20 protein-coding genes and 1 CRISPR repeat array are annotated in these 23688 nt (G+C 47.2%); of the genes, 3 read left to right on the forward strand and 17 right to left on the reverse strand.

The window, feature by feature from the left end:
* Positions 1-248: 248 nt before the first annotated feature.
* The 3 genes from ACFCTO_RS07250 to ACFCTO_RS07260 all read right to left on the reverse strand — a co-directional run bounded on the left by ACFCTO_RS07250 (position 249) and on the right by ACFCTO_RS07260 (position 6341).
* The gene (locus tag ACFCTO_RS07250; protein ID WP_292262491.1) at positions 249-1658 is read right to left on the reverse strand and encodes an FAD-binding oxidoreductase; all 1410 of its coding nucleotides are present in this window, start codon (positions 1656-1658) and stop codon (positions 249-251) included.
* A gap of 261 nt (positions 1659-1919) precedes the next feature.
* Positions 1920-3848, reverse strand: coding sequence for an ABC-F family ATP-binding cassette domain-containing protein (locus ACFCTO_RS07255; RefSeq protein ID WP_499876629.1), 1929 nt, complete (start codon positions 3846-3848; stop codon positions 1920-1922).
* A gap of 1998 nt (positions 3849-5846) precedes the next feature.
* On the reverse strand, positions 5847-6341 hold the full coding sequence (locus tag ACFCTO_RS07260; protein ID WP_499876630.1) for a hypothetical protein: 495 nt from the start codon (positions 6339-6341) through the stop codon (positions 5847-5849).
* Positions 6342-6515: 174 nt separating this feature from the next.
* Here ACFCTO_RS07260 and ACFCTO_RS07265 point away from each other — a divergent pair, with 174 nt between their 5' ends.
* On the forward strand, positions 6516-6872 hold the full coding sequence (locus ACFCTO_RS07265; protein WP_499876631.1) for a hypothetical protein: 357 nt from the start codon (positions 6516-6518) through the stop codon (positions 6870-6872).
* Between the two features lie 144 nt (positions 6873-7016).
* Here ACFCTO_RS07265 and ACFCTO_RS07270 read toward each other — a convergent pair whose 3' ends face one another.
* The 5 genes from ACFCTO_RS07270 to ACFCTO_RS07290 all read right to left on the reverse strand — a co-directional run bounded on the left by ACFCTO_RS07270 (position 7017) and on the right by ACFCTO_RS07290 (position 13511).
* Positions 7017-7559: a hypothetical protein gene (locus tag ACFCTO_RS07270; protein WP_287046671.1), complete on the reverse strand. Its 543-nt coding sequence runs from the start codon at positions 7557-7559 to the stop codon at positions 7017-7019.
* A 51-nt stretch (positions 7560-7610) separates the two neighbouring features.
* Positions 7611-12536, reverse strand: a complete 4926-nt coding sequence (locus ACFCTO_RS07275; RefSeq protein WP_499876632.1) for a DEAD/DEAH box helicase — start codon at positions 12534-12536, stop codon at positions 7611-7613.
* Positions 12537-12745: 209 nt separating this feature from the next.
* Positions 12746-12928 (reverse strand): hypothetical protein, encoded by a 183-nt coding sequence (locus tag ACFCTO_RS07280; RefSeq protein WP_499876633.1) that lies wholly within the window; start codon positions 12926-12928, stop codon positions 12746-12748.
* Positions 12929-12956: 28 nt separating this feature from the next.
* Positions 12957-13190: a hypothetical protein gene (locus ACFCTO_RS07285; RefSeq protein ID WP_499876634.1), complete on the reverse strand. Its 234-nt coding sequence runs from the start codon at positions 13188-13190 to the stop codon at positions 12957-12959.
* 150 nt (positions 13191-13340) lie between these two features.
* Positions 13341-13511, reverse strand: coding sequence for a hypothetical protein (locus ACFCTO_RS07290; protein WP_293989488.1), 171 nt, complete (start codon positions 13509-13511; stop codon positions 13341-13343).
* A 317-nt stretch (positions 13512-13828) separates the two neighbouring features.
* On the opposite strand from ACFCTO_RS07290, the gene ACFCTO_RS07295 reads away from it, so the two are divergent.
* Both ACFCTO_RS07295 and ACFCTO_RS07300 read left to right on the forward strand, forming a co-directional pair.
* Entirely contained in the window at positions 13829-14002 is a 174-nt protein-coding gene (locus ACFCTO_RS07295; protein ID WP_155274709.1) for a hypothetical protein, read from the forward strand.
* Between the two features lie 30 nt (positions 14003-14032).
* The gene (locus ACFCTO_RS07300) at positions 14033-14308 is read left to right on the forward strand and encodes a type II toxin-antitoxin system HicB family antitoxin (protein WP_296910035.1); all 276 of its coding nucleotides are present in this window, start codon (positions 14033-14035) and stop codon (positions 14306-14308) included.
* A gap of 77 nt (positions 14309-14385) precedes the next feature.
* On the opposite strand, the gene ACFCTO_RS07305 is transcribed toward ACFCTO_RS07300, so the two are convergent.
* From ACFCTO_RS07305 to ACFCTO_RS07345, 9 genes are all read right to left on the reverse strand, one after another.
* Positions 14386-15339 carry a DUF6557 family protein gene (locus ACFCTO_RS07305; protein WP_499876635.1) on the reverse strand — a complete coding sequence of 318 codons (954 nt, stop codon included), beginning with the start codon at positions 15337-15339 and terminating at the stop codon, positions 14386-14388.
* 20 nt (positions 15340-15359) lie between these two features.
* The gene (locus ACFCTO_RS07310; protein ID WP_499876636.1) at positions 15360-15659 is read right to left on the reverse strand and encodes a hypothetical protein; all 300 of its coding nucleotides are present in this window, start codon (positions 15657-15659) and stop codon (positions 15360-15362) included.
* A 34-nt stretch (positions 15660-15693) separates the two neighbouring features.
* Entirely contained in the window at positions 15694-15996 is a 303-nt protein-coding gene (locus ACFCTO_RS07315; protein WP_499876637.1) for a hypothetical protein, read from the reverse strand.
* Between the two features lie 135 nt (positions 15997-16131).
* On the reverse strand, positions 16132-16389 hold the full coding sequence (locus tag ACFCTO_RS07320) for a metallophosphoesterase (RefSeq protein WP_499876638.1): 258 nt from the start codon (positions 16387-16389) through the stop codon (positions 16132-16134).
* A gap of 103 nt (positions 16390-16492) precedes the next feature.
* Positions 16493-16861: direct repeats of the CRISPR family, unit length 32 nt; unit sequence ATTTCAACCCACTCATATACACGGATTGCAAG.
* A gap of 855 nt (positions 16862-17716) precedes the next feature.
* Positions 17717-18898 carry a zinc ribbon domain-containing protein gene (locus ACFCTO_RS07325; protein ID WP_499876639.1) on the reverse strand — a complete coding sequence of 394 codons (1182 nt, stop codon included), beginning with the start codon at positions 18896-18898 and terminating at the stop codon, positions 17717-17719.
* 171 nt (positions 18899-19069) lie between these two features.
* Positions 19070-19807: a hypothetical protein gene (locus tag ACFCTO_RS07330; RefSeq protein WP_499876640.1), complete on the reverse strand. Its 738-nt coding sequence runs from the start codon at positions 19805-19807 to the stop codon at positions 19070-19072.
* Between the two features lie 273 nt (positions 19808-20080).
* Positions 20081-21286: a relaxase/mobilization nuclease domain-containing protein gene (locus tag ACFCTO_RS07335; RefSeq protein WP_499876641.1), complete on the reverse strand. Its 1206-nt coding sequence runs from the start codon at positions 21284-21286 to the stop codon at positions 20081-20083.
* A complete protein-coding gene (locus tag ACFCTO_RS07340; RefSeq protein ID WP_298587919.1) occupies positions 21247-21573 on the reverse strand; it encodes a MobC family plasmid mobilization relaxosome protein in 327 nt (108 codons plus the stop codon). Before ACFCTO_RS07340 ends, ACFCTO_RS07335 begins: the two co-directional genes overlap by 40 nt.
* A 436-nt stretch (positions 21574-22009) precedes the next feature.
* The gene (locus tag ACFCTO_RS07345; protein ID WP_499876642.1) at positions 22010-23647 is read right to left on the reverse strand and encodes an ATP-dependent DNA helicase; all 1638 of its coding nucleotides are present in this window, start codon (positions 23645-23647) and stop codon (positions 22010-22012) included.
* Positions 23648-23688 lie beyond the last annotated feature (41 nt).

Below are 23688 nucleotides of genomic sequence, written 5' to 3' on the forward strand. Positions count from 1 at the left end.
CACTTTGGTCGCTAAGGCCCAAACCGCAAAAAATCCAACGGACTTAGTTCAGGCCTTGTGTAAACTAGCTTCATCAACTTCCGAGGCAGCGTAAAAGTTGTAAAGTGCTGTTCATAGATATAGGATTATAATAAGTACATTAGTAATTTCCTTTATTCTATTATAGTAAATATATAAAAAGACGGCAACGATTATTATGAATATAATCGTTGCCGTCTTTGCAATTTGCCTTCCCCTCTATGAAATAATTAGTCAATATCTACTAATTTTCCGGGATTCATGATGTTATTGGGATCTAATGCTTTCTTGATGGCTTTAATGACGTTAAGTTCGGCTTGCGGTGTGCAAAGTGCGAATTCTTCCAATTTCTTATAACCGATGCCGTGTTCGCCGGACATCTTGCCGCCTAAAGCATAGACGCGCGGGAAGAGGTCGCGGTGGAAGGCCTTGATCTTTTCAAACCATTCTTCCGGCGACAAGCCCTTGGCGTTCAAAGGCAGGACGTGGATGTTGCCATCACCGATGTGGGCGACCGTGACGCAATAGAGGTCGTATTTTTCGCGCAGTTCCGGAATCTGTTTGGTGATGTCCGGGATGCGGTCGAGCGGTACGACGAAGTCTTCCGTCTGGAACATCTTATCGACGTCGCGGGCGGCTTCGGCGAACTGTTTGCGCAGCTTCCAGATACGTTTATCGGCTTCAAATTCGTCGATAGAGCCGTTGGCTTCGGCCAAATCGCAGAGCTGTTCCATCTTGCGGTCCGAGTCGTCTTCGCTGAACGATTCGACGGTGACGATGACGTAATCACAGCCTTCGTCGACATGAGGCATCTTCATATCGAGGAACTTGCAGGTCATGCGCAGGGCTTCATTGTCCATGAATTCGATACTCGTCGGGTCGATGCCGGCTTTGAGGATCTTATTCGGCAGGGCAAAGGCTTCTTCATCGGTCTTGAAGACGCAGACCATATTGAAAGCATACGGCGGCATAGGACGGAGTTTGACCGTGACTTCCGTGATGATGCCCAAAGTCCCTTCGGAACCGGCAAAGAGCTGTTCCAGGCAGAGGCCGGTAGAACTCTTCTTGAGGCGGGCACCAGCGTCGAGGATATCCCCAGTCGGCGTAACGACTTTCAGGCTGTAAATCTGATGGCGCGTCGTGCCGTATTTGACGGCCTTGTTGCCGCCGGCATTGTTGGCAACGTTGCCGCCGATCATGCTGCTGTCGGCACTGGACGGGTCACCGGCATACAAGAGGCCGTGTTTGGCAGCTTCCCGCTGCAAGTCGCCAGTGATGACGCCAGTCTGGCAGACGGCATACATGTTGTCGGCATCGAATTTGAGGATCTGGTTCATCCGTTCCAATTCGACGACGATGCCATGATAGACCGGGATAGCACCACAGGCGACGCCGGAACCAGCCGAACGCGGCGTAATCGGTACAAGGTATTTATTGGCCAATTTGACGATAGCTGCCACTTCTTCTGTAGAACCAGGGAAGACGACGACTTCCGGTTTATGGAAATAATGGGAGTTCCCTTCTTCGTCAGTCTGGTATTTTTCCAAGTAATCTTCGTCGGTCTTGACGTATTTATCACCGACGACCTGACGTAATTCTGCTAATAATTCTGGCGTAACCGGGTTGAACTGTGTTGCCATATATAAACGCTTCCCTTCTATCGGAATCTTTCCGTATTCTTTATAGATATAATCAAGGCTCCCTCTTCGTGGGAGTTGAGCATAGTATACCACGTCCAGGAAACTTGTAAAGCCCGTTTCCTTGATATTTTTAAAAATTTCATCAAGAAAACGGGCTTTTTAAAACCATACATTGGGATAAATTCGTAAAGTTTTACGTTTTACGCTATTCCGGTCCTAAAGTTTATATTTATTTTTCATATCTATCATGCACGGACAGCGTCACGATTCCGACAGGGCTTCCCATTTTTCATAGGCTTCATCGAGCTGAGCCTGGGCCGCTTCATATTCTCGCGTCAATTCCATCATGGCGTCAGCATCGGTCTGATTCTGAGGCATGTTCATCTGCACTTCGTACATCTTGATGGTCGCTTCCAGTTCGGCAATCTTCATCTCGATTTTCTCCAGCTTGGCTGCCTGACCATACGCCGGAGCCTTGGCCGGTGCCTTCACGGCCTGAGCGGCTGGCGGTTCCGCCTTCTTGGCTGCCGGAGCGGTTTCTTTTTCATGAGCCGGCGAGGAACTTTGCCCTTCGGCTGCCGTCTTTTCTGCCGCTTCCTGGGCTTCGCGGACCTTTTCCCGGTAATAACTGTAATTGCCGACGTATTCCGTGAGCTGCTTATTTTCCAGGACCAGCGTCCGCTGGGTAATCTTATCGAGGAAATAACGGTCATGGGATACGACCAGATAGGTCCCGCCGAATTCCAGCAAGGCCTGTTCCAGGACTTCCCGCGTCGGGATGTCGAGATGGTTCGTCGGTTCGTCGAGGATGAGGAAATTCGGCCCCTGCAGGAAAAGCTTCAACAGGGCCAGCCGTGCCTGTTCACCGCCGCTGAGGCTGTCGATGACCTTGAAGACATCGTCGCCGCGGAACATGAAGCGCCCCAGGACGGACCGGGCTTCTTCTTCGCCGTAACTGAAATCGTTCATGATTTCATCGAGGACCGTCCAGGCTCCGTGCAGGTCCGTGTGTTCCTGGGCAAAATAGCCGATATGGACGCGGCTGCCCAAGGTGATATGGCCGTCTGTCGGTTCCTTTTCGCCCATGATCATGCGGATGAGCGTCGTCTTCCCCGTCCCGTTGGGGCCGATGAGGGACGCTGCTTCGCCGCGGCGCAGGAGGAGCGACAGATGATCGAACAACTGACGGTCGGCAAAACCGCCGCTGACCTTGTCCAGGACCAGGACTTTCTGGCCGCACTCTTCGACAGGCTTGAAATTGAAATGCAGCGATTCATCTTCCGGCTGCCATTCGATACGTTCCAGCCGGTCCAGCTGGGACTGGCGGCCGCGGGCCTGCTTGGCCTTGATGCCGGCCTTGTACTTGCGGATATATTCTTCCGTTTCGTGGATGTGCTCCTGCTGCTTCTTATAGGCTTTTTCCAGGGCTTTCTGCTGCTGGGCATGCTGCTCGACGTAGCGCGAATAATTTCCCTTGTACTTAGTCACCTTGCCGTGGGACAGTTCGAGGATGCCTGTCGCCACGCGGTCGAGGAAATAGCGGTCATGGGATACGATGAGGATGCCGCCGCCATAAGACAAGAGATAGCTTTCCAGCCATTCCAGCATGTCCACGTCGAGATGGTTCGTCGGTTCGTCGAGGAACAAATAGTCCGGCCGGCGGACGAGGGCCTTGGCCAGGTTGATGCGCGTCTTCTGGCCGCCGGAAAAACTCTGGACCGGCCGATCCATGTCGGCTTCCGAAAAGCCCAGGCCCTGGACGATTTTCCGCGACATCGACTCGTATTCATAGCCGCCGAGCCACTCGAACCGTTCCTGCATGCGGGCATAGCGGTTCATCAAGCCTTCATCGTCGGGATGGGCCTGCATGTCCTTTTCAACAGCCTTCAAATCCTTTTCCAGCTTCATGACATCCTGCCAGGCCTCGGTAATCGTCTGGCGCAACGTCACGTCGTCGGCGTAAGTGATATCCTGCTGCAAATAGCCGATAGATTCGCCTTCGGAAACAACAAACGCCCCGTTATCATACTCCTCTTCGCCCATGAGGCACTTGAGCAGCGTCGACTTCCCGGCCCCATTGGCCCCGATGAGGCCGATCCGTTCGCCCCGGCGGATTTCAAAACTGACATCATGGAATACCGTATGTACCCCAAAAGACTTACTCAATTTCTGTACTTTAATACTACCCATCTATATGATACCTGCCCTCCCTGGCATACTGACGACAAAACAAAAAAAGAGCCGCCCGCGACTCTTATCTTGAGCGGCTACTCCTGTAGCAATTCATTAAGGCCAACCGTCCCGCGGCAAGACCTCTTTTCACGTATCTATTATACCGTCAACCCTCAACCATCGTCAAGACGGCGATGATAATAAGACGCAGGTCGCAGGCCGCAGGTGGCAGCCCGCAAAAAAATACACGGCCTACGGGTCGCCCCTACAATGCGGCTTTGCCGCGTCAAATTCATCCCATTTGTCATAAATTCCGACTATCTACGAAATTCACACGGGACGCCTTAACAGGACGTCCCCTACGGTATCGCATAGAGGCGATGAAAATGAACGCAGGCCGCTGTTCGCAGGTGGCAGACCGCAAAAAAACACACGGCCCACGGGTCGCCCCTACAATGCGGCTTTGCCGCGTCAAATTCATCCCATTTGTCATAAATTCCGGCTATGTACAGGATTCACAGCGGTACGCCCTTTGGGCATCCCCTACGGTATCGCATAGAGGCGATGAAAATAATAAGCAGGACGCTGTTCGCAGGTGGCAGACCGCAAAAAATCACGGCCTGCGGCCTTGTGCGTAGGGGCTTCCACGTGGGAAGCCCGCTAGAGAGATTTCGCTACAGCCTAGCCGAGTATGATGGCTGGCTTTTACGAGCTACGATCCACAAACTACGAGCCACGGCCTTTTCTCGGACTCAGATGCGGCGTTCCGCCGCGACAAACTCAAACTAACAACGACGCTTCGGGAAGCCCTCAACGCGTAGCGGGCCGCCCGCCGCTGTCATCTATCCAGGAAATCGTCTCCTGCATCTGACGGACCAGAATAGCTCTGGGCGGCCCCTACGGCATCGCATACAGACGATAAAAAACAAAAATAGCCGCCCAGGACTCCCATCGTAAGCGACTATTTTTGTGGTTCTTATTCTGTTAGTACTAGTCACTCAAAGGTAGACGATAAGGTATGCCTATGATATACTAGCTTCGAGGTTCTGCCTAAAACGGTAGGCGGTTGGTCCCTTGCTTCCTAAGGAGGGATTTTGTGTGAACCCTCCAATCCATGGGAAAGGAGGGGATTTGTATGCTTCTGACTGTAGATACTTTTATTGGTATTCTCGGCCTCTGCTTAGGTGCTTTTGCGCTTGGGTATGCCATCGGATGCGCTTCAAATAGAACACAAAAATAGCCGCCCTCGATCCCACTCGTAAGCGGCTACTTTTGTAGTCATTATTTGGGGACCAACCGTCTATCGGCAGGGCCTCTTTCACGTTTATTATACCGTTATCAGTTAATCTTCGTCAAGGCCGAGGCTACATCTAATTATTTCCCATAAATTGAATGCTCTCATTCCCTTACCTCCCATCTATTCCCTTAAATTCTATATAAAAATAAGGGAATGGTCAATGGATTAAGGGAATCCATTGTCATAAATCTGAAGGAAAACGCGCTCTGCTTATTGGTAAAGCTGCCTACTCCAAACTATTGACTTCCCTTGATGAATCATCATATCTAATCGGACTCAGATGCGGCTTTGCCGCGTCAAATTCATTATTTGATTGCGACCGCGTATCATCTGTCATAAATTCTAGATGTCTACAGGATTCACGCGGGACGCCTTAACAGGACGTCCCCTACGGTATCGCATAGAGGCGATGAAAATGAACGCAGGCCGCTGTTCGCAGGTAGCAGGCCGTAAAAAAATAACCACGCGGCTCATGAACCGCGTGGTTATCGTATTCTTTATGGTGGAGATAAGGAGGATTGAACTCCTGACCTCTTGCATGCCATCTCCAAATTCCCGGAAAATAAGCTCAATCAGCCTTATATATATCATTTAAATAGTACAAACAGTTCCATATGTCCAATGAGCACAATACATCCGGTAGTAACTGCTATACAACTGCTAACCTTCATCGGCTAATATCAATCATCAAAGATGTAAATAAATATGCCAATAAAATGTCATTGATCCATATATGCGGAAATCGAAACAATCTTGTTATTCTTTATTCCAAAGATAAGCCCCCGCATTCCCGATGGATGGACATAATATTCGTAATATGTGATGCCGTTCCGTTGGAATGTATGATCCTCTTTGCCATAAATATCATATAATACAGATTTTTTCATTCCAACAGCAACACCTGCAGGGGTCGCCCATCCATTATTGGCCGTAGTTTCCACACTAAATATAACCTTCCCGCCTATAGAGAAAATAGATATGGTATCCCCATACTTGTAAGTGTATTGGCTAAATGCTGGAAGATTACAAGGCTTGACTTTATCTAGGACCGGTTGTCCATAGATGCTTTCCATGTATTCCAGGGTATAGCCCGGTCGTAAGCCGCCAACTTCAACAGCATCATTGGGGACTAATGCATAGGAATCAGGGATTCCTCCCATCGTAAAAAAAAGACTGTTTACGGAAATCATAGCTGCAATGATTTTTTTCAACATGTAACACACCTCTGTTCATTTTTAATCACGTCTCTACCTTAATAGCAGTTAAATTATAGCATAAAATATTATTTTTTTGTGATATATCAGATAAACTTTCCGGAGAATGGGTAGGTTCTGGACGTTATAATCAAACCGATTTTGATTGCTTCTATACCTTGAAAGTTGAGAAAAATGGGAGCGGTAACGGCTATACCGTCATGCAAACCCGTTCTTACTGGGACTCTAAAGAAAAAAAATAGCGATGGCAGTGTCAGCTATAGCTGGAAAGATGAAAAGACCCCGGCTATGGCAGGAAGTGCCAAAGACAACAGCTTACGATTCACGATTCCTGGTAATACACAGAATAGCTCCATGATTACTTTCATAGAAAAGGATGGCTCATTGCAATATGCAACTGGGGATGCCACTATTACCTTGCATAAAGCAAAGGATACAAAAGACGAATTAGAAAAATTTAAGAGTAGCCAGAAAGAAGAACTAACGGCTAAATTAACAAAAATTGGAAGAAGATTCTCTTTCAACGAATGATTGATATTTAGCAGGCCACGGAATCCGTGGCCTGTTTCTTTTAATCCGAATATGAGTTATAGCCCTTTGCTGATATGTATTCAGAGCTTGTTCTCTTTGATAATTAAGTTCCATCTGAAGGTGGGATATATTGAATTCTAGCGGTTAACAAGTGGGAATGAAAATGCCTATGGTTTCTACTCGATTTGTTGAGGGGTTTACGCCAAAAGTAAGGCCGTATTCATAGCTGCCATAAGAATACATAATAAGGTCATGGCCAACCCAGGAATTATTTTTGCTGTTCCATGTACGAAGTGGTGTACCATACAGGCGGAAAACAGTGTCCAGGTCATGCCCTACAACAATTCCCCGAGGGGTTCCTAATGCTTCACCATCTTCTGCATAGTTGCTTTTTACAGTGAGTGTTGCAATATAATCATTAAGGACACAAACTCTAGCAATGCCAAAATTCAAGTCCATAAGCCTGATACTGTTATTTACGCCAAGACGCTGTTGTGTGACGGGACTTGTCATTGATCCAAATAGCGTATTCAGTTGACTCATGTCAAAGGTATCACGTACGCCGATAGGCCCAATACGGCATTCGTATTTGTAGTTTTCCGAATTAATGTCATTCCCTAATACTAGTGTTGTAATACTCATCACTATAAGAAAAGTTAATCCTATTATTCTTTTTATTTGTTTCATAATTTCACTTCCTTATATTTTTTATTCAGCAGTTTGAATTTACTAAAAATATTATTCAAACTTGATTTCCGGCAGGCTGTTGACGATTTCCTGGGTTTTCAGGCTTACGGTCATAACGCTGAGGAGCAGATCCAGGATGTAGCGCGGCTGGTTGTGCTCTATGGCCCAATCGTTGGGGTCATTGGTGATACCGCTGGCTTTATCGGTTTTGACTTGATAGCGGTCCATGATCCATTCGACGGGGCTGCGACCATTGACTACGTAGTCGTACACGGCCAGAGGAATATGAGTAATACGGATATCGTCGTTATAAATGAGGATGGATTTGTCTTTTTTCGATTTGAATTTCAGTTTTTTGACCGTAAAATTGTCGCTTTCAGCGCCTTCGACTACGATGCCATCCGGGGCAGGCTGATGTTCGTAATTCAGGTGGATATCAGCCAACTGGCGGCCTGCCTTTTCAATTTGCCAGAATTGTTTGGGTTCTTCGACAAAAAGAATTCGGGGCAATGATTTCTTCAAATCGGCGGCAAATTTTTCCCGATACGATGGCAGATGGAGAAAACCATAAACATAGTAGAAAATATCTTCCTTTGTGACCTTCGGGCCATAAATTTTCCGAGCTTGTTTCAAGGCAAAATCTGTAACCCCATCGTGACGGATGTATTCCTTTTCTCCAGCAAGGCCGAACAGGTTATCCATGGCTGTGGCGTGTTCTTCGTAATAGTAAAGTGGGAAACATTGACCATTTTGCTGGAATTGAATATCAGTTAGTTTATTTGTCATTAATATACTAAATTTTTTACTTACACCGATTCCCGATACACAAATCAACAAGTTTTTTTTGCCTCTTGGAAAGAATTTTCCAAATATACCGGGGCTTTCAATCCAGCCTTTAGAGTAATATAACCATTGGGTGCAAAACGGTCTATACGAACCTTGTATAATATCGTCTTCAATATATTCAAATGATATATTTTTTTTGAGAGAAGATTTCAGCCCCCTTGTCCAACTAATTTTTGTTTTATCTGTATTAATAAATTCATTGACTGTCAGTTTAGAATTACATCTTTTTTTATTTACAAATTGCATTCTTTGTGAATTATAAAATGAAATCATATTCTTAACATTGTCAGTTAATCTTGATTGGCAAAAATTATATACCCATGAGTCCCTATTACTTCCAGAACCAATAGCTTGTGTAATAAAGAAGCTATGTGAGACACGGTCAAACTTTTTCTTTGGTGACAGGGGCAATAAATTCGAAAACATTTGATTCCGTTGATTGAGCCAGTCGTTATATTCATTCGGTTTGAGGACGGTAACGGGAAATTTGCTGTTCATACAGCTTTTGAAATTGGCAATGATAGACAGCTTTTCTTCCCGGCTCAGGTAATCTCCGATGTCATGATAGTAGATATCGGCTTTTTCCTTCTTCTGTTTGGGATTTTTGACGAGAATTGTAATGGCGACCGGTGTACGTGAACCGGAGCCAAAAATTTTGCCACCTTCTTTTCTTGACATTTCACCACTGGTACGTTGGTTTCCTCTCAAGTTAAAGATATAAATCGAGCTGAATTCATGTTCCAGGCAATAGCGCATGCCATCCATAGCTGCCCCGTCCAGCCAGCCTGCATTACTGACAAAGCCTATAATGCCGCCATTGTCCGGATCAATACGGTCAGAAGCCCAACGGAAGGCCTTGATATAACTATCATATAATGACTTTTTTAAATTTCCTGAAGAATATTTAGCATATGTGTTATCAATCTGCAATTCTAACTGAGGATATGATTCATTCTGTGCGTCATCATTGGTCGATTTCTGTCCAATCGAATACGGCGGATTGCCGACGATGACTCGGATGGGTGTATTCTTTTGATTTAAGACGCGGAGAGAGTTCTTCAAAAAAACTTCGGAGGACAACTCTTTCTCACGATTTTCTTCACCAAGCTGGAAGGTATCAGTCAAACAGATACCTTCGAAGCTGGTATAGCCACTATCCGGCATCAAGTCGTGAAAAGCGTTTTCAATGTTGATACTGGCGATGTAATACGCTAACAGGACGATTTCATTGGCATGGAGTTCTTGGGTATATTTGCGGATGCGGTCTTTGGGTTTTATGATGTCACTTTGCAGGAGTCTCGTGATGAACGTCCCCGTGCCGACAAAGGGGTCGAGGATGTGGACGTTTTCATCGGACAGACTGCGATTAAATTCTTTTTTCAGGACATCATTAACACTATTCAGAATAAAATCAACGACTTCGACCGGCGTATAGACAATCCCCAATTTTTCTACGGTTTTTGGGAGAGCCGTCTTGAAAAACTTGTCATACAGTTCGATAATGATTTTTTGTTTCCCTTCGGCATTGTCGACGCCTTCGCAACGTTCCCGGACCGATTGGTAGAAACGTTCCAGCTGTTCCTGGTCCTTGGCCATGCCATCATTGTCGAGTAGTGCCAAAATCCGCTGCATCGACTGGGAAACGGTATTATTGTTGACGAAAGAGTAATTTTCAAAGAGCGCTTCAAAAACGGGCTTTGTAATCATATGCTGGGCCAGCATTTCAATGGCTTCTTCTTCTTTGATGTTGGGATTGATGTTTGTATGCAATCCTTTCATGAAGCTGTCAAAGGCCTGGCGGTGCTTTTGATCCGTATCGATCAATCGGATGATACGTTCTTTATGACGTTCGGCTATTTTAGCGATATCACTGGCCCATTGTTCCCAATAACGTTTGCTGCCGACGCGCTTGACCATGCGGGCATAGATAGCCCCTTGGAGGTCGGAAAAGTAGAGTGTCATCTGATAAGGCGGGGCAGACGTGCCGCCGTCGCCGCCCTCGTCATCGTCAGGCGGAATTGTGCTGACGAGGATTTGTTCCGGTTTATTTTTGTTCAATTCAATTTTATTGATGGTAGCATTGAAACGGTCATCATGCGCCCGCAATGCGTTGAGGACAGCCCAAATGGTGCCGAAGTCTTTGCTTTCGTCTAAGGCCTTTTCAGGTTCGACATTGGCCGGGACGACGACGGGAATGATGATATATCCATACTTCTTTTTGCCGTCCCTGGGCTTCCGCATGACGCGCCCGACGGACTGGACTACGTCGACCTGAGAATTACGGGCAGACAGGAAAATAATGGCATCTAAGGCGGGCACATCGATACCTTCGGAGAGGCAGCGGACATTGGTCAGTATATGGCAGTCCTCTTCCTGGCCAATGGCTGATTGCAGCCAATCCAGCTTTTCCTGGCGAGTCATGGCATTCATCGAGCCATCGACATGCATGGCCGATACATGGACCATTTCGGCCCGCTGGTCCGCCGTCAGGGAATCGTAGTATTCCTGGGCATAATTATTGAATACACCCGTAATACGCTGGGAGTTGCGGATGTTGGAACAAAAAGCCAGGGCCGTATGCATGAACCCCGGATCAATGTCTTTCAAGTGGTCTGAATCGCCGATCATCCGCTTGGATAGGGCATTGATGCAGCCAATCAGTTTGGCTGCGGCGTCCGTGTTGATTTCCGTACTATTCGAGCTGACAGCGTCTTGTAAGGCTGGAGGAATCATATCTTCCCCGATGGTCAGGACCAGAACCTTATAATCGGAAAGAAGCCCTTTGTTGACAGCTTCTCCGAACCCAAGACGGTAGAACTCTTCTCCGTATAAGGACTCGTCATCCATGGAGCAGAGAACGGCCGATTCCTGCTTGGCCTTGCTCTTGGCAGTTTCTGTGTACAGCCTGGGGGTAGCAGTCATATACAGGCGATGACGGGCCTTGAGGAAGTCATTATTATGGACCTTGACGAAACTCGATTCTTCTTTTCCTGCCAAAGTGGTCCCCGTCGTCCGATGGGCTTCGTCACAGACGATGATATCGAAAATCCCCGTTGGGGAACCAGACGAAGCCAGTCCAGCTGAATCAGCTACACGAGTCAAGGGAAATAGCAGTTGTCCATCCGTCAAGGGCATGGAGGATATGGGATGGAGCAGGCGGTCCTGGATAGCATGGACGACGTCGATAGATTGGTACGTCGAGAAGATGATAACCATGCCGCCATGCTTTTCCTGCTGCTGAAACCGGATACGAAGCTGGGATACGGCTTTTTCTACATTCGTCGTAGCCGGGAAAGGCAGATCCAAGGTGGACATTTCTTCCCGGTCACTCTGGTTCATCCTGGAAGAACTGGCGTCGGAACAGATGCAAATCGGGTAAATCCGGCCCGTCGTATCATTCATCCATTCACGCAATGTCTGGCTGAGAAGAGCGATGGATGGAACCAGAAACAGGGCGAATCCTTCCTTGTGGGTCTGGTCTTCGACGATTTTCAAGGCCGTGTAGGTCTTCCCAGTGCCACAAGCGCTGATCATTTTGCCACGGTCGTGATTTTTGTAATACGCATGTGCCTTAGCAATCGCTTCTTTTTGGTGCGGACGAGGTGTTTTTTTCTCCGTCAGGGCTTTGGAACCCGTTTCGCCGTCATACAGTTTTTGCCAGTCCACGGGAGCAGTCCGCAAATCATAAGGCCCCAAGCGGTTGACAGGCGGTTCCTGATTTTGCAGGGTAATGTTCGCCTCTTTGGACCAGCGATCGGTCGTAGCAATCCACAGGCGGCGCGTAAAGTGGCGCTGTTGGCCCATTTCATCGGTAAAATATTTTCCCGATGTCGACAGGAAAGTATCGACGTCGGCTTTTGAAATCGTCGTCGAAGGAGCATAGCATTTACATTGAATGGCCCAATAGTCCCCGGACTTTGTCTTGGCTACCAGGTCGATGCCAATGTCCTTGCCGCCGAAGTCATTGCGGAATGGGAATTCCGTCCACAGCCATACTTGGTCTAAATCGTCGGCATATAACGGGTTCGTTGCCAGGAAACGCCCCATCAGTTCTTCGAAACGAGTGCCTTTATCCCGTTCCGAAAAAGAATATTTCTGGTAGTGTTCCAATATTGTCGTAAAATCCATCATCAGTCTCAATCCTTTTTTGTATTACTTAAATATAGCCTTATTTTACCATATGAAAGAGGGCATCGGGGCCATAAATTCAAGATTCATAGTTCTGGTTGCTATTCGGCTTATGCATCTGCAAGAAGAACTTCAACGTAAGCAGCCTGTTTATCTAGGAAATTTAGGCCAGAAGGCAAAAAGCCCCGCGCGTTCTGCACGGGGCTTTCCAATCATTCGATACCATATTCTTTATATAATTTTCCTCTGAGGGTCTTATCGTCAAGGGCGTCAGAGAAGTCCTGCAAGCGGCCGTCGGCTTTCATCCGTTTAAACAAGGCCGCCACTCGGTCTTCGCCTTCCTCCAGTCCTTTCTTGTATTCTTCCAGTAGCCATTGTTCCAATTCCCGACTCATGGCGAACGCCTCCTCGCTATTGTATTATTTATTCTCCCAGTCCTTTGTCTAAATCACTTTCCAGGTATAGATGGCGGGCTACATGCTTTGAATGATGATTCTTTCGATTTTTTTGAGCTTTCTTCCAGGACTGGAAGTCTTTCTGGACTTCCGGGTCGTTGGCGGCCCGGATGAACATATCCAGGAGCGGATTCAAATCAGCATCGTTTCCGACCGGAGCCGGTTCCGGGGTCCAGTTTTCCAGTTCTTTTATATCACTCATCGCCTTTTCCTAGCCTCCTTTTTGCACTATCCCTGGCGAATCGTCAGGGGGATTGACTACGAACATTTGCTTCTGCTTCTGTTTCTGGCACGTGGTACACAGCCGAAGCCATTGCCTTAAGATGAGCTGCTCTTCACGCTGGTTTTTCAGTCATTCGATACCGTATTCTTTATAGAATTGTTCTCGAATTTTCTTATCTTCGACGGCTAAAACCCAATCTTTGAAACGGCCGTCGGCTTTCAGCCGTTCCAGCAATATTGTCAGCCTATCTTCTCCTGCTTCTCGTTCTTCCAGCAGCCATTGTTCCAATTCCCGACTCATGCGAACACCTCCTCGTTGTTCTATTTGAACGATAGCACAATCGCTATGGAAAGACAAGAGCGGAAAGACGGCGTAGATGGAGGCACAACTACACATACACATGTGTATGTGTAGTGCTATTAAAATTCGCTCTTACAAAAAAATACACAGCCGATAGCTTTGTGTGCAGGGGCTTTCACGTACTTTTTCAGCCAGTCAGGTCGTGACTGCAAGGAAGGGCAAGACGGCTGCCGAAAAAGGGAAATGGCTATGCCATGACGAAATATAGCATTAGGACCATTATTGATGGATAACCGTTGATGAGGCAGGTGGAGAGTATGGACGAAGCCGCAAAGGCCATGGCATTAAAAGCCCTGGAAGAATTACAGGAGCAAATGAGAGGCGAAGCTGAAAAAGCCGGCCTCCGGACAGAAGAAGACGTCATTCGATTGGTAAAAGAAATACGGCATGAAGATGATCCCAAACCAGAAGTAAATGACGAAAACCAATGACTACGGGGTTCATAAAGGAGGCATGAGGCGATGAAGGTAAGCTATCCCGCCATTTTCTATGAAGAAAAGATAGGCAATTACACTGTCTTCTTTCCTGATTTCCAGCAGGTCACCTGCGGCGATGATTTAGCGGATGCCGAGTTCATGGCAAAGGATTGTTTGTCCCTGCTTATCACCATCGAAAAAGAAGATCGGCACAAAATCCCGAAGCCGACGCCCATCGAAGCCCTGGACATGCACTGCATCGACTCCGAAGATTGGGAATATGTACGGTCTTTTGTCAAAATGATAGAAATCGACATATAGCATACTATTTTTCCGCAGCTCAAACTACGAATAAAGCGCTCCAGACATTCAGCATCTGGAGCGCTTTATGGTATGCGTCATACTTCGTAAATGATATAGATTGCTTCATCGTCCTTTACCTGTTCCCATTCCTGGCATAGGCTCACCGGGGTTGCCGGCGGAAGAGACTGCTTATCCTGCCTCATTCCCGACAGATGCAGGGTCAGCGCTGTCTGGGCGGCTTCGATGGCCTGGGGGACGTCCCGGCCCCAGGTTATGCATCCTGGCAAATCGGGGAATGTCACATGGATTCCGTCTGGCCCCTTCGTGAAGATGGCCGGATAATGCGCTTTCGTAAAGACTCGCTGGAACATCTTATACGTCTGCTGAATGGCAAGAATCGTGTTGATGATGTCTTCGCGTTTTTCCGTTGCAGCCCGTTTGGGCAGGGCGTCCCAGCCCATTTCACGACGGAATTCGTCGAACGGATAGGTTTGTGCGTTCTTCACGGCTTGCCATTCGTCTTCCATTTCTGCCAGGGCACGGCGATGCTCTTCCAAGGTAACGCCGCAAAAAGATATTTCGTATAACACGGCGGCTAAAAATTGCAACTTTTCGTCCTCTGAAAAATCGCACGGCCAGCAAATATCAACAGCCAGCATATTTTCCCAGGGTTCAAACGTATAGGCATAACTATCCGGCTGATGCTGTTCGGATGGCTTTGAGTTCAGCCGTCGAAAAGTGCTGTAATTCCGTTTTCGTGTAGCACCTTTCCAGCTGCCACTGAGATAAAGCGGCCGAACGTCGCTATATAAATATAATGCAGCGGTCATGAAAGGCCCCTCGTTATCCGGCAGTAAGCATTGCTCGTCTTCCTTTTTGGGGGATAATGTCAGCAGCCGTTGGATGAAATCGAAATAGGCTTTCGTAACCCCATGACATCGCCTTTCATCATATACAGTCGGTCCCGAATCAGCAGCGCGATGATATTCATACGTCGCCGCCGCCAATTTCTGTGCATCAGCCTGCCGCAAGGCTTCCTGTAAAATCATAGAATCACCTCCCTCAGTGCTTACTGGATGGTCCAGGGCATTTCGATTTGCTTCATTCTTTTCTTGATTTCAAGTATTTCCGTAACGACATACTGGCTCGACAAGGCATAATTCTTCACACTCTGCCGGATATAGTAGCGGATACGGAAAATACTTCCGCGGGTAATCTTTAGATTTTCCTGTTTGAGTCGGTCCAGGACATCCTTTTCGACATGGATTTCAAAGGTGCTGCTCCCATCGGTTACCTTCCATCGAGCTTCATTTTGCCTTGCAGCGATGGCTTTGACCCACATTTCCTGCTCCGGAAGTCGTTCGTCCATGACGTCATCCATCCTATCACGTCCTTTCGGGGCATCATTTTTTCTCAATCGGCACGACGTCCTGATACATCCAGGCGGCCACGGAGTCGCCCCGGATGTAGTCGACATGGAAATGGCCGAAGTACCATTTCTTATAGGTCATCAGCTCTTCCAGGCCGCTCAGGAGCTGGGAGGTCTTGCAACCATCGATCCACTGGCTCATGTCCGCGACTTGGTCGACAAAGCGGGCCGGCGCCGTATGGGTGATGACGTAATCGACGGTGAAATCGTGGCCCGTCAGGTTCTTGGCATTGTCGAAGTTTTCGGCCGACGCCTCTTCCTGGGGCCACCAGGACACACCAGGCAAGCGCTGTGCCTTGTCCGTCGACTTGGCCCCGCCGAAGGTGAAGAAGGTCTGGCCTTCGAGGGTGAAGACTTCGCCGCGCAGCAGGTGATAGAGATTGGGCCGCAGTTCATGGATCCGGCCGCCGGACTAGTTTTTCACCGGATAGCGGCAGAGCTGGTCAAAGTTCCCATGGTTCCCGTCGACGAACAGGACCGTATACGGCAGCTGGGCCAGCCATTCCAGCCACTTATGATCTGTTTCATCCGATTCCCCGATCCAGGGAATCCCGAAATCGCCGCAAACGATGACATAATCTTCCGGATTCATATGAATCCCGCGCTGGGCTAAGGCATCCATACCCAGCCTTTCCGGATTGGCATGAATGTCGCCGGTAATATAGATCATAAGAACACCTCCTCAATATAAAATAAAAGAGAGCAAGCCTGAAAACTCGCTCTCTTCTTATTTTGGCACCTTTTTTCTAAATAAAAGCAGATCAGGATTTCAACTCTCGACCCATTCACATACACGGATTGCAAGAACTTCGTGCTTCTCCACGAATACTTATACGCGATATTTCAACCCACTCATATACACGGATTGCAAGTCTTCTTCGATGAGCTGGTGGATGTATTCATTGAAGATTTCAACCCACTCATATACACGGATTGCAAGCCACGTCTCGCCCTGGTCGGCGCCGTACACAGGTATTTCAACCCACTCATATACACGGATTGCAAGCAGGATGCCCACCATCTTGCGGCCCTTGACCAGGAATTTCAACCCACTCATATACACGGATTGCAAGCCCTTGGCGGTTATCCGGAAGGGGTTTGCTACTCCATATTTCAACCCACTCATATACACGGATTGCAAGGGGGTGGTGGAAAACTCTAGCACCCATCTTATTCCGGTCTTTGGTTTTTGCGAACCTCATTGAAGAGTGTTACCAGAGTGGAGTCCCCTGGCAAGCTTCGCACAAATTGGGTGAGTTGCTGGACTTATTTTTTGCCAGGCTTTTGCCGAGCGGTACCGGTGATTTCGGCATCGGCCCTTCTCAGCTTAGGGAAAAGCAAACGAACCCAATTATGGTATATACCCTATCCTTTGACGGGGCGTTTTTTTATTTCAACTCGCTCACGGTGAGTTGCTGGTCTTATTTTTTGCCAGGCTTTTACCGAGTGGTACCGGTGATTTCGGCATCGGCCCTTCTCAGCTTAGGGAAAAGCAAACGAACCCAATTATGGTATGTACCCTATCCTTTGACGGGGCGTTTTTTTATTTCAACTCGCTCACGGTGAGTTGCTGGTCTTATTTTTTGCCAGGCTTTTACCGAGTGGTACCGGTGATTTCGACGCCGGCCCTTCTCGGCTTAGGGAAAAACAAACGAACCCAATAGGTGGTGCCATTGATGTACATTGCGGTACATCGATTACAGGTATTATTATAGGATACTTTTGCTTTATTGTCAATAAAATTATGCATATAAAACCAAATGGATTTTTATTAGCACGACCTTGGCTCCTCTTTTTAAGCTATGAATTTATCTATGTAAAATGGCGTTATTTAGCCATTCCACTATTATACACATACACATGTGTATGTGTATGTGTAGTTTCGCGTTAATTATATTTTAGAATATTTATTCTCTATCATGAATAACAAACATGGCATTGGAATTATTATATGTAAAAGCAGGCCGCAAAATCCGCAGCCTGCTTCCAGAAATTGATTACGTACTTAACGTATTACCGAATTCTTTTCCGAGATTGGCTTTCCCACGCTCGTAAATGTTCCGGGCAGCGTTTTCGTCATCATCTACGATGGTATCGGCCCCATAGCCGCAGTTCCGGCAGACGAAACGATGTTCATTCTGCAAGCGATTGGCTCTTTCTACATGACCACATACGGGGCAAGTTATGCTGGTATCGTGGGTAGAGCATGTATAGATCCATTGGCCGGACAATGCCGCAAAATAGGTCAGCATGTCTTCCAGATGCCTATACGGCCAGTTGCTGGGCCGTTCTTCATCTTTAAAGGTAAGGTCTTCTAAAACGAAAACGGTTCCCGCTGGTTCCTGGCTTACGATTTCTCGCGCGATTTTGATATTGGCGGCAAGCGCTTGCTCGCCTTTATCCTGGGGTGACGAAGAACCGCAATCCAGCAAATATTCTTTTCTGGAATACCGCTTGGCATTTCCTGGTGTATACGTAGTGGCAATATTGATGATACCTCTATCAACCCCGACAATGCGAGATACTTGTTTGAGAGATGTTATTTCCGGCTTCCTAAAGGCGATTCTCATCATCCACGTACCATGTTTGTACTCAAGAAAAGCCATCTTTGACTTCCAGGAACTCGGCGGTAAGGGAATGCCGGTGGGCAATGAGAATTTCACCGTTACCTTTTTGCCAATACGGAGTACACAGGTAAAAGAATCCGCGTCATTATCTGCCTGAAAACGGATATCGTACGAACGTCCTGGAATGAGCCGAACAGAAAGGTGTCGAGAATGCTCAAGGTTGAATTCCTTGTGCTGGTTCTTCGCTTGCCGATATGCTGACATCACGGTAGCTAATGGGTATTGGCCATACTTTATACGAAGTTTAAAACGTTGGTTCAGCCGGTAGCTTATCTGGTGACTGATTCTTTTTACCTGATTTATACTCTTATCTTCTTCTGAATGGATTTCCCCCTTATTTCTGTATTCCCAGTATTGTTTTTCGAACACGGCGATATCTATATTCCTTTCTTCAAAAAATTTCACAATATCCAGGCAGGCATCCCGGTATGTATCCTGCGTATGTTGCAACAGGTCCATGGCTGTCTGGTCTGTATGCAGGAGAATTGGTAAATGAAAATAGGAAGAGGTAGGATTGTCCTGTCTGGTATACGTATTGGTTGTTGTTGTCATGTGAACCCACTCCTTTGTTTAACACCACAATGGTTTGCTTTTTGCGCAAAATGAAAAAACGGACCTGGGCCAGAGGCAGGGGCAGCTTGCTGTACATTTTACCCTTGCCGGCGGCACAGGTCCGTTTAGAATGACGCGCGAAAAAGCACCCTGGGTTAGGTCACATTTTCGTTAGGACTTATCATGGCTTATGTTCCAGCGTGGTGTTGTGTAATACCACCAGTTTCCACTTGAATAACAAACAACGTATATATTATTCCCACAATCTGCTTTGACAAAAAAAGCTTCGGCGGGTTTGCCATAGACCCATTTACAAGAACGCTGATGTACTTTAACGAGCGAGGATAATCCAAAGTCGGATATTTCATCGACTACACGGTTATCTATTTGCACAATATCTTTCCCAAAGGGATACCATCCTACTACGTATTGAAAAATTTCCCCGTGCAAAATATCCAACAAAGTCCACATCAAGTAGCAAGGAGGCTGATGCTCATTAGATAGAATGTTATTTCTGCCGGGTATATGTGAAATACACAATGCATAATCGAAGCATGCCGAGAAAAGGTCTATTGGTTTTTTCCCCGAATGCGGAGCTAAATAGCACCCGACTTTTTTTGCACCTGTTGTTTCTTTTGTATTTTTTAGGAACTCGCAAAGTTCTTGCATGTCCTCTTTTTTATAGGTTTTACTCGCTATGCCCATATCTTTGCGCGAATACCGATTTAAAGAGTTCGCAACAAAATCCTCAGCGAATAGTCCTGCGTCTATAGCTTTCAATACCGTATCCGAGACATAGATTTCATCTTTTTGCTGCGAATTCGCATTCAATTTTACCCAATATGATTTTTTTCCCGTTGGATAGGCTTCTTCCCAAAGGGCTTCTTCCCAAAGTTTGCTCAATTTCATATTTTTAAAACCACCTTTCGTAGTCAATAGCCATAAAAAAATTTATGAATCTTACCTATAAAGTAATACAGTAATAAAACTCCCAGAAGTAGCATTACGCCAGCCAATACATAATCAGTGAGCGTCATGGATTTCATGAAGGCCCATATAGATTGGAAGGTCTGGGTAGTGGGGATGAAATAGGCTGTCATCCCAAGACTGTAAAGCAGCAAGCCTGTCAAGAGGAAGCTCCAGCGCATGGAAAATCCTTTCCCTTGACGGATCCGGTTATATCTATCTTTCCATGCCTTGGTCTCGGCTTTTCTTTGCGTTATTTCTCGTTGAAGAGAGATAGTGCTTTCGCTGATGAGCTCCAGGTCGTGATTCAGTTCGTCTTTCTCCTGACGAAGCTGTTGCTTCTCTTTCTCCAGTTCCTGAATCTCGGCTGTTTGTCTTTCTACCTTGTTCTGGAGTTCCGCAATCAGGCGTTGACGGGCTGATTCTTCCGCTTGTGCGGACGGTGGTTGGTATTTCATGCGAGGTCACCTCCTTTCCGGTCGTAATAGAGGTTTGAGCAGCAATCTGTAGGGCTTCCTGGGTTGCCGCTTCTTGGTGCTGTTTTCGCCAGGAAGCAACGGTCTGCGTAATGGATTGCGTAAGTGATTTCCAGAACGACGCCTTTTCAGTTTTAGCTGATTCTTCTTGCAACTTCTTCAAGGCTTGGACATTCTTTGCGTTTTCAGCGAAATGGGCTTCCAAAGAGTCTTTGGAGCAGGGGATTTTCAAAGTCTTTTCAAAATTACTATCTCTTACCTTATGTCCTTCGGCATCAGCAAAAGTAATGTGCTTCCGCTTGTCTGTCCAAGTGACCTGGATCCCCTTTTCATCCATCAGCCGGACGAAGTCTGTCCGGCTTACGGATTGGCTTTGACATGTTGAGATGGCATCGGCCATCTCGAGGTAATAACTTTGATATTGGCCTGCTAAGGCCTTTGACAAGGCTTGCTGCTTGGGCATATTCCAAGCGGTGATATCCGGCCCTTTTTCGGGCACTGAGAGTCCCTGGGCCTGCGATAGGGTATTACAGCGTTCTTTCAGCTCCGCCAGGTCCTGCTTGGACCATTGCAGCTTATACCCCGTTTCAGTATGGACGGAATTGACGACAATATGGGCGTGGATATGCTTCCGGTCCTGGTGCACAGCGATGAGGGCCTGATAGCCTTGCAGTGCCGGCGTTTCCGTCACGAGACGCTGTGCGTTTTCCAGCACCTGCTCTGGCGTAATGGCTTCCCCTGGCGGGAACGAATAGATGAAATGCTTGTACTGCCGACCGTTCGTCTTATGGAACAGTTCTTTCGTCAGCATCATGTCGTCATAGGCGTTTTGTGGGTCGCAATCAATGCCGGCCATTAAATGCTCTTCCGTCTTCTTGGGCTGTGTTACGTAATTAATAATACGCTTCAAAGATGCTCCTGATTGAGCTGCCTTAATGATTGCCATAGCTGACTCAGCTCCTTCCGCATAGCGACGATTTCAACATACGCTGGATGCTTTCCCTGGTTACAGCTGCGGGCCATCTGATTCAGGTTGTTGCCAATGCGCCGGATTTCTGGAAGCAGGGATTGCAATCCATAATTATTGATAATAGGTATCGATAAAAGAGCGTGAAGAACGAAATCTCTTTGCGACCTTCCCGATTCTTTGATTCGTTTTTGGACTGCCTTCCTTTCTTCGGCAGTCATGCGAATGGACAGGCCATAAGGCCGGGTCCGCTTACCTTTAGCCATTGGGGAAACCTCCTTATTTTGCATTTGGGGCCGGGGTTCGAAGGGGCAGCGCCCCTCGCAAGTTCTGTTTGACCAGCCGGTGGCTGGCCAAATAGGGAACTTGCCAAAATACCCCCACGCCGCCAGAAAAAGATACAACGAAATCCCCGGACTGCCGACGACCGATGGCCATAGAACAGGCCGGGGAACAGAAAAAACGTTGATGCCATTACCGGCGTGGGGTAAGAATCAGTACCACGTGGCGTCCCAGAGGTCATAATGGTAATACGTTCCGGAGGCGTATGTGACAATCCAGTGATTTGACGCCACCATTTTAATTGAGAGTATTTCTCCGTCATTCCAATCGCAAATGGAATGATGAAGACGTATTACACCGTGTAGTCGGCACAGAGAATGGAAAACCGTGAGAAAGTCTTTCTGAGTCGGTGTCATACATTTATTCTCCTTTCTTTTTTGGATCAACCTCTTGTTCAATCCAACCGTAGAAACGCTTTACGGCATCGGATATTAGTACATCGGATGGGACGAGGGGACGTGATAAGTGCATTTTGTGCACATCTTTACAACGAGATAAGGCCACGTACAACTGGCCAGGCGCAAATATATTCGCAGGATCGACGTTCATGGCGTCATATGATTGCCCTTGACTCTTGTGAATGGTGATGGCCCAGCCGAGCATTACGGGAATTTGGGAAAACTTCCCCACCACTTTTTCTTCTACCCTTTTTTCACCCGTATCTTCGTCTTCAATCAAGACCGGACGGGTTACTTGCCAGATTTTGCGTTTTACTTCAATCTCAGAGCCGCTGTCCAGCTCAACCATGACAGAGTCCATTTTGGTGGCCGTCACAGTGCCGAAAGACCCGTTGGAGTATCGAGGTGGATTTTCCTCAGTATCGTTTGCTAAGAACAGGATGCGAGCTCCCGGTGTGAGTTTTAAACGACCGGGGATATTCCGCTTATCGTCATCGGTTACATCCCCTTCTTCTTCAAGCCGATACGTTTTTTGGTATTGCGTGTCCAGCTGTGAGTAGTGTTCCTTGTTAATCCGGTCGACCTCGCTGTTTTTTGTGCAAACGGTCATACAGTTTGGTTGCGGCATTTTGGAACTGTTCTCGTTAATATACTGGATACCGGCTGGATTGCCGCGCCGAATTAAGTTTAAGGCTTCCGCGAAGGCAGGATCCGCTTGACGTATTACCTTTTTCAAATCGAATATTTTTAGCTTGAGTGCATCCCATTGGGCCGTCAGAAAAGGCCAGCCAGCCTCATTTTCAGGATAGCAGCGTCGCCAGACTTCTCGACTGTCTTTACCGATGATAGGCGGTAACTGAGCGAAGTCACCACAAAGTATAAGCTGTATATGGTGCCTTATTGGGGTGAGTTTCTTATCTTTTTGCGTATCTTCCTCTTTGGCATCAAAGCGGAAGGGAACATGGAGCTGATCTTCGGCCAAGATGATTTTTGCCAGGTAGGCAAAGAGGTCGCTTCGACACATGGATATTTCATCGACAATGAGGATGTCGGTTCGGGCGATTACCTCATACACTTTCTTGCCCATTTGATGAGCATAGCTGGCAAGCTGAAAATTATCCGGACCGATGACGGTAGTAGGGGCATGGATGGCTCGATGGATGGTTGTTCCCTTGATGATACGCGCCGCAATGCCCGTTGGTGCCATCCGTAATACAGTTTTTCCTTCGTCCTGGGCATATTGGATAAAGTGCTCTAAGACGTAGGTTTTCCCGGTCCCAGCACCGCCACTCAAAAAAACATTATGCCCATCTGCCATGGCGGCGAAGGCGTCTTGCTGTTCCAGTGTCAGTGTCGAGCTAACATCAGCACTCTCTTTTACTGTGCAAGGCTCAGGGGCAGGTGGAGATGGTGGGCATACGGTATTTGCAGCCTGCGGTATCCCCAGAAAAATACAACATTTTTCCATATCCTTGCGGAGAAACTTAACGAATACCTTGATTACTTCGTATTCAGCTTTGGAAGCTCGGATCGTACAGGGACGGCGTTTATCATCTTCGGATATATTTTGGGGTTTACGGCCCCGACGTTTAGTTGGCATTAATAATCACTCACTTTCAGTACATTGACATCTATCTTATC

The organism is Megasphaera indica (assembly GCF_046614755.1).
GTDB lineage: Bacteria > Bacillota > Negativicutes > Veillonellales > Megasphaeraceae > Megasphaera > Megasphaera intestinihominis.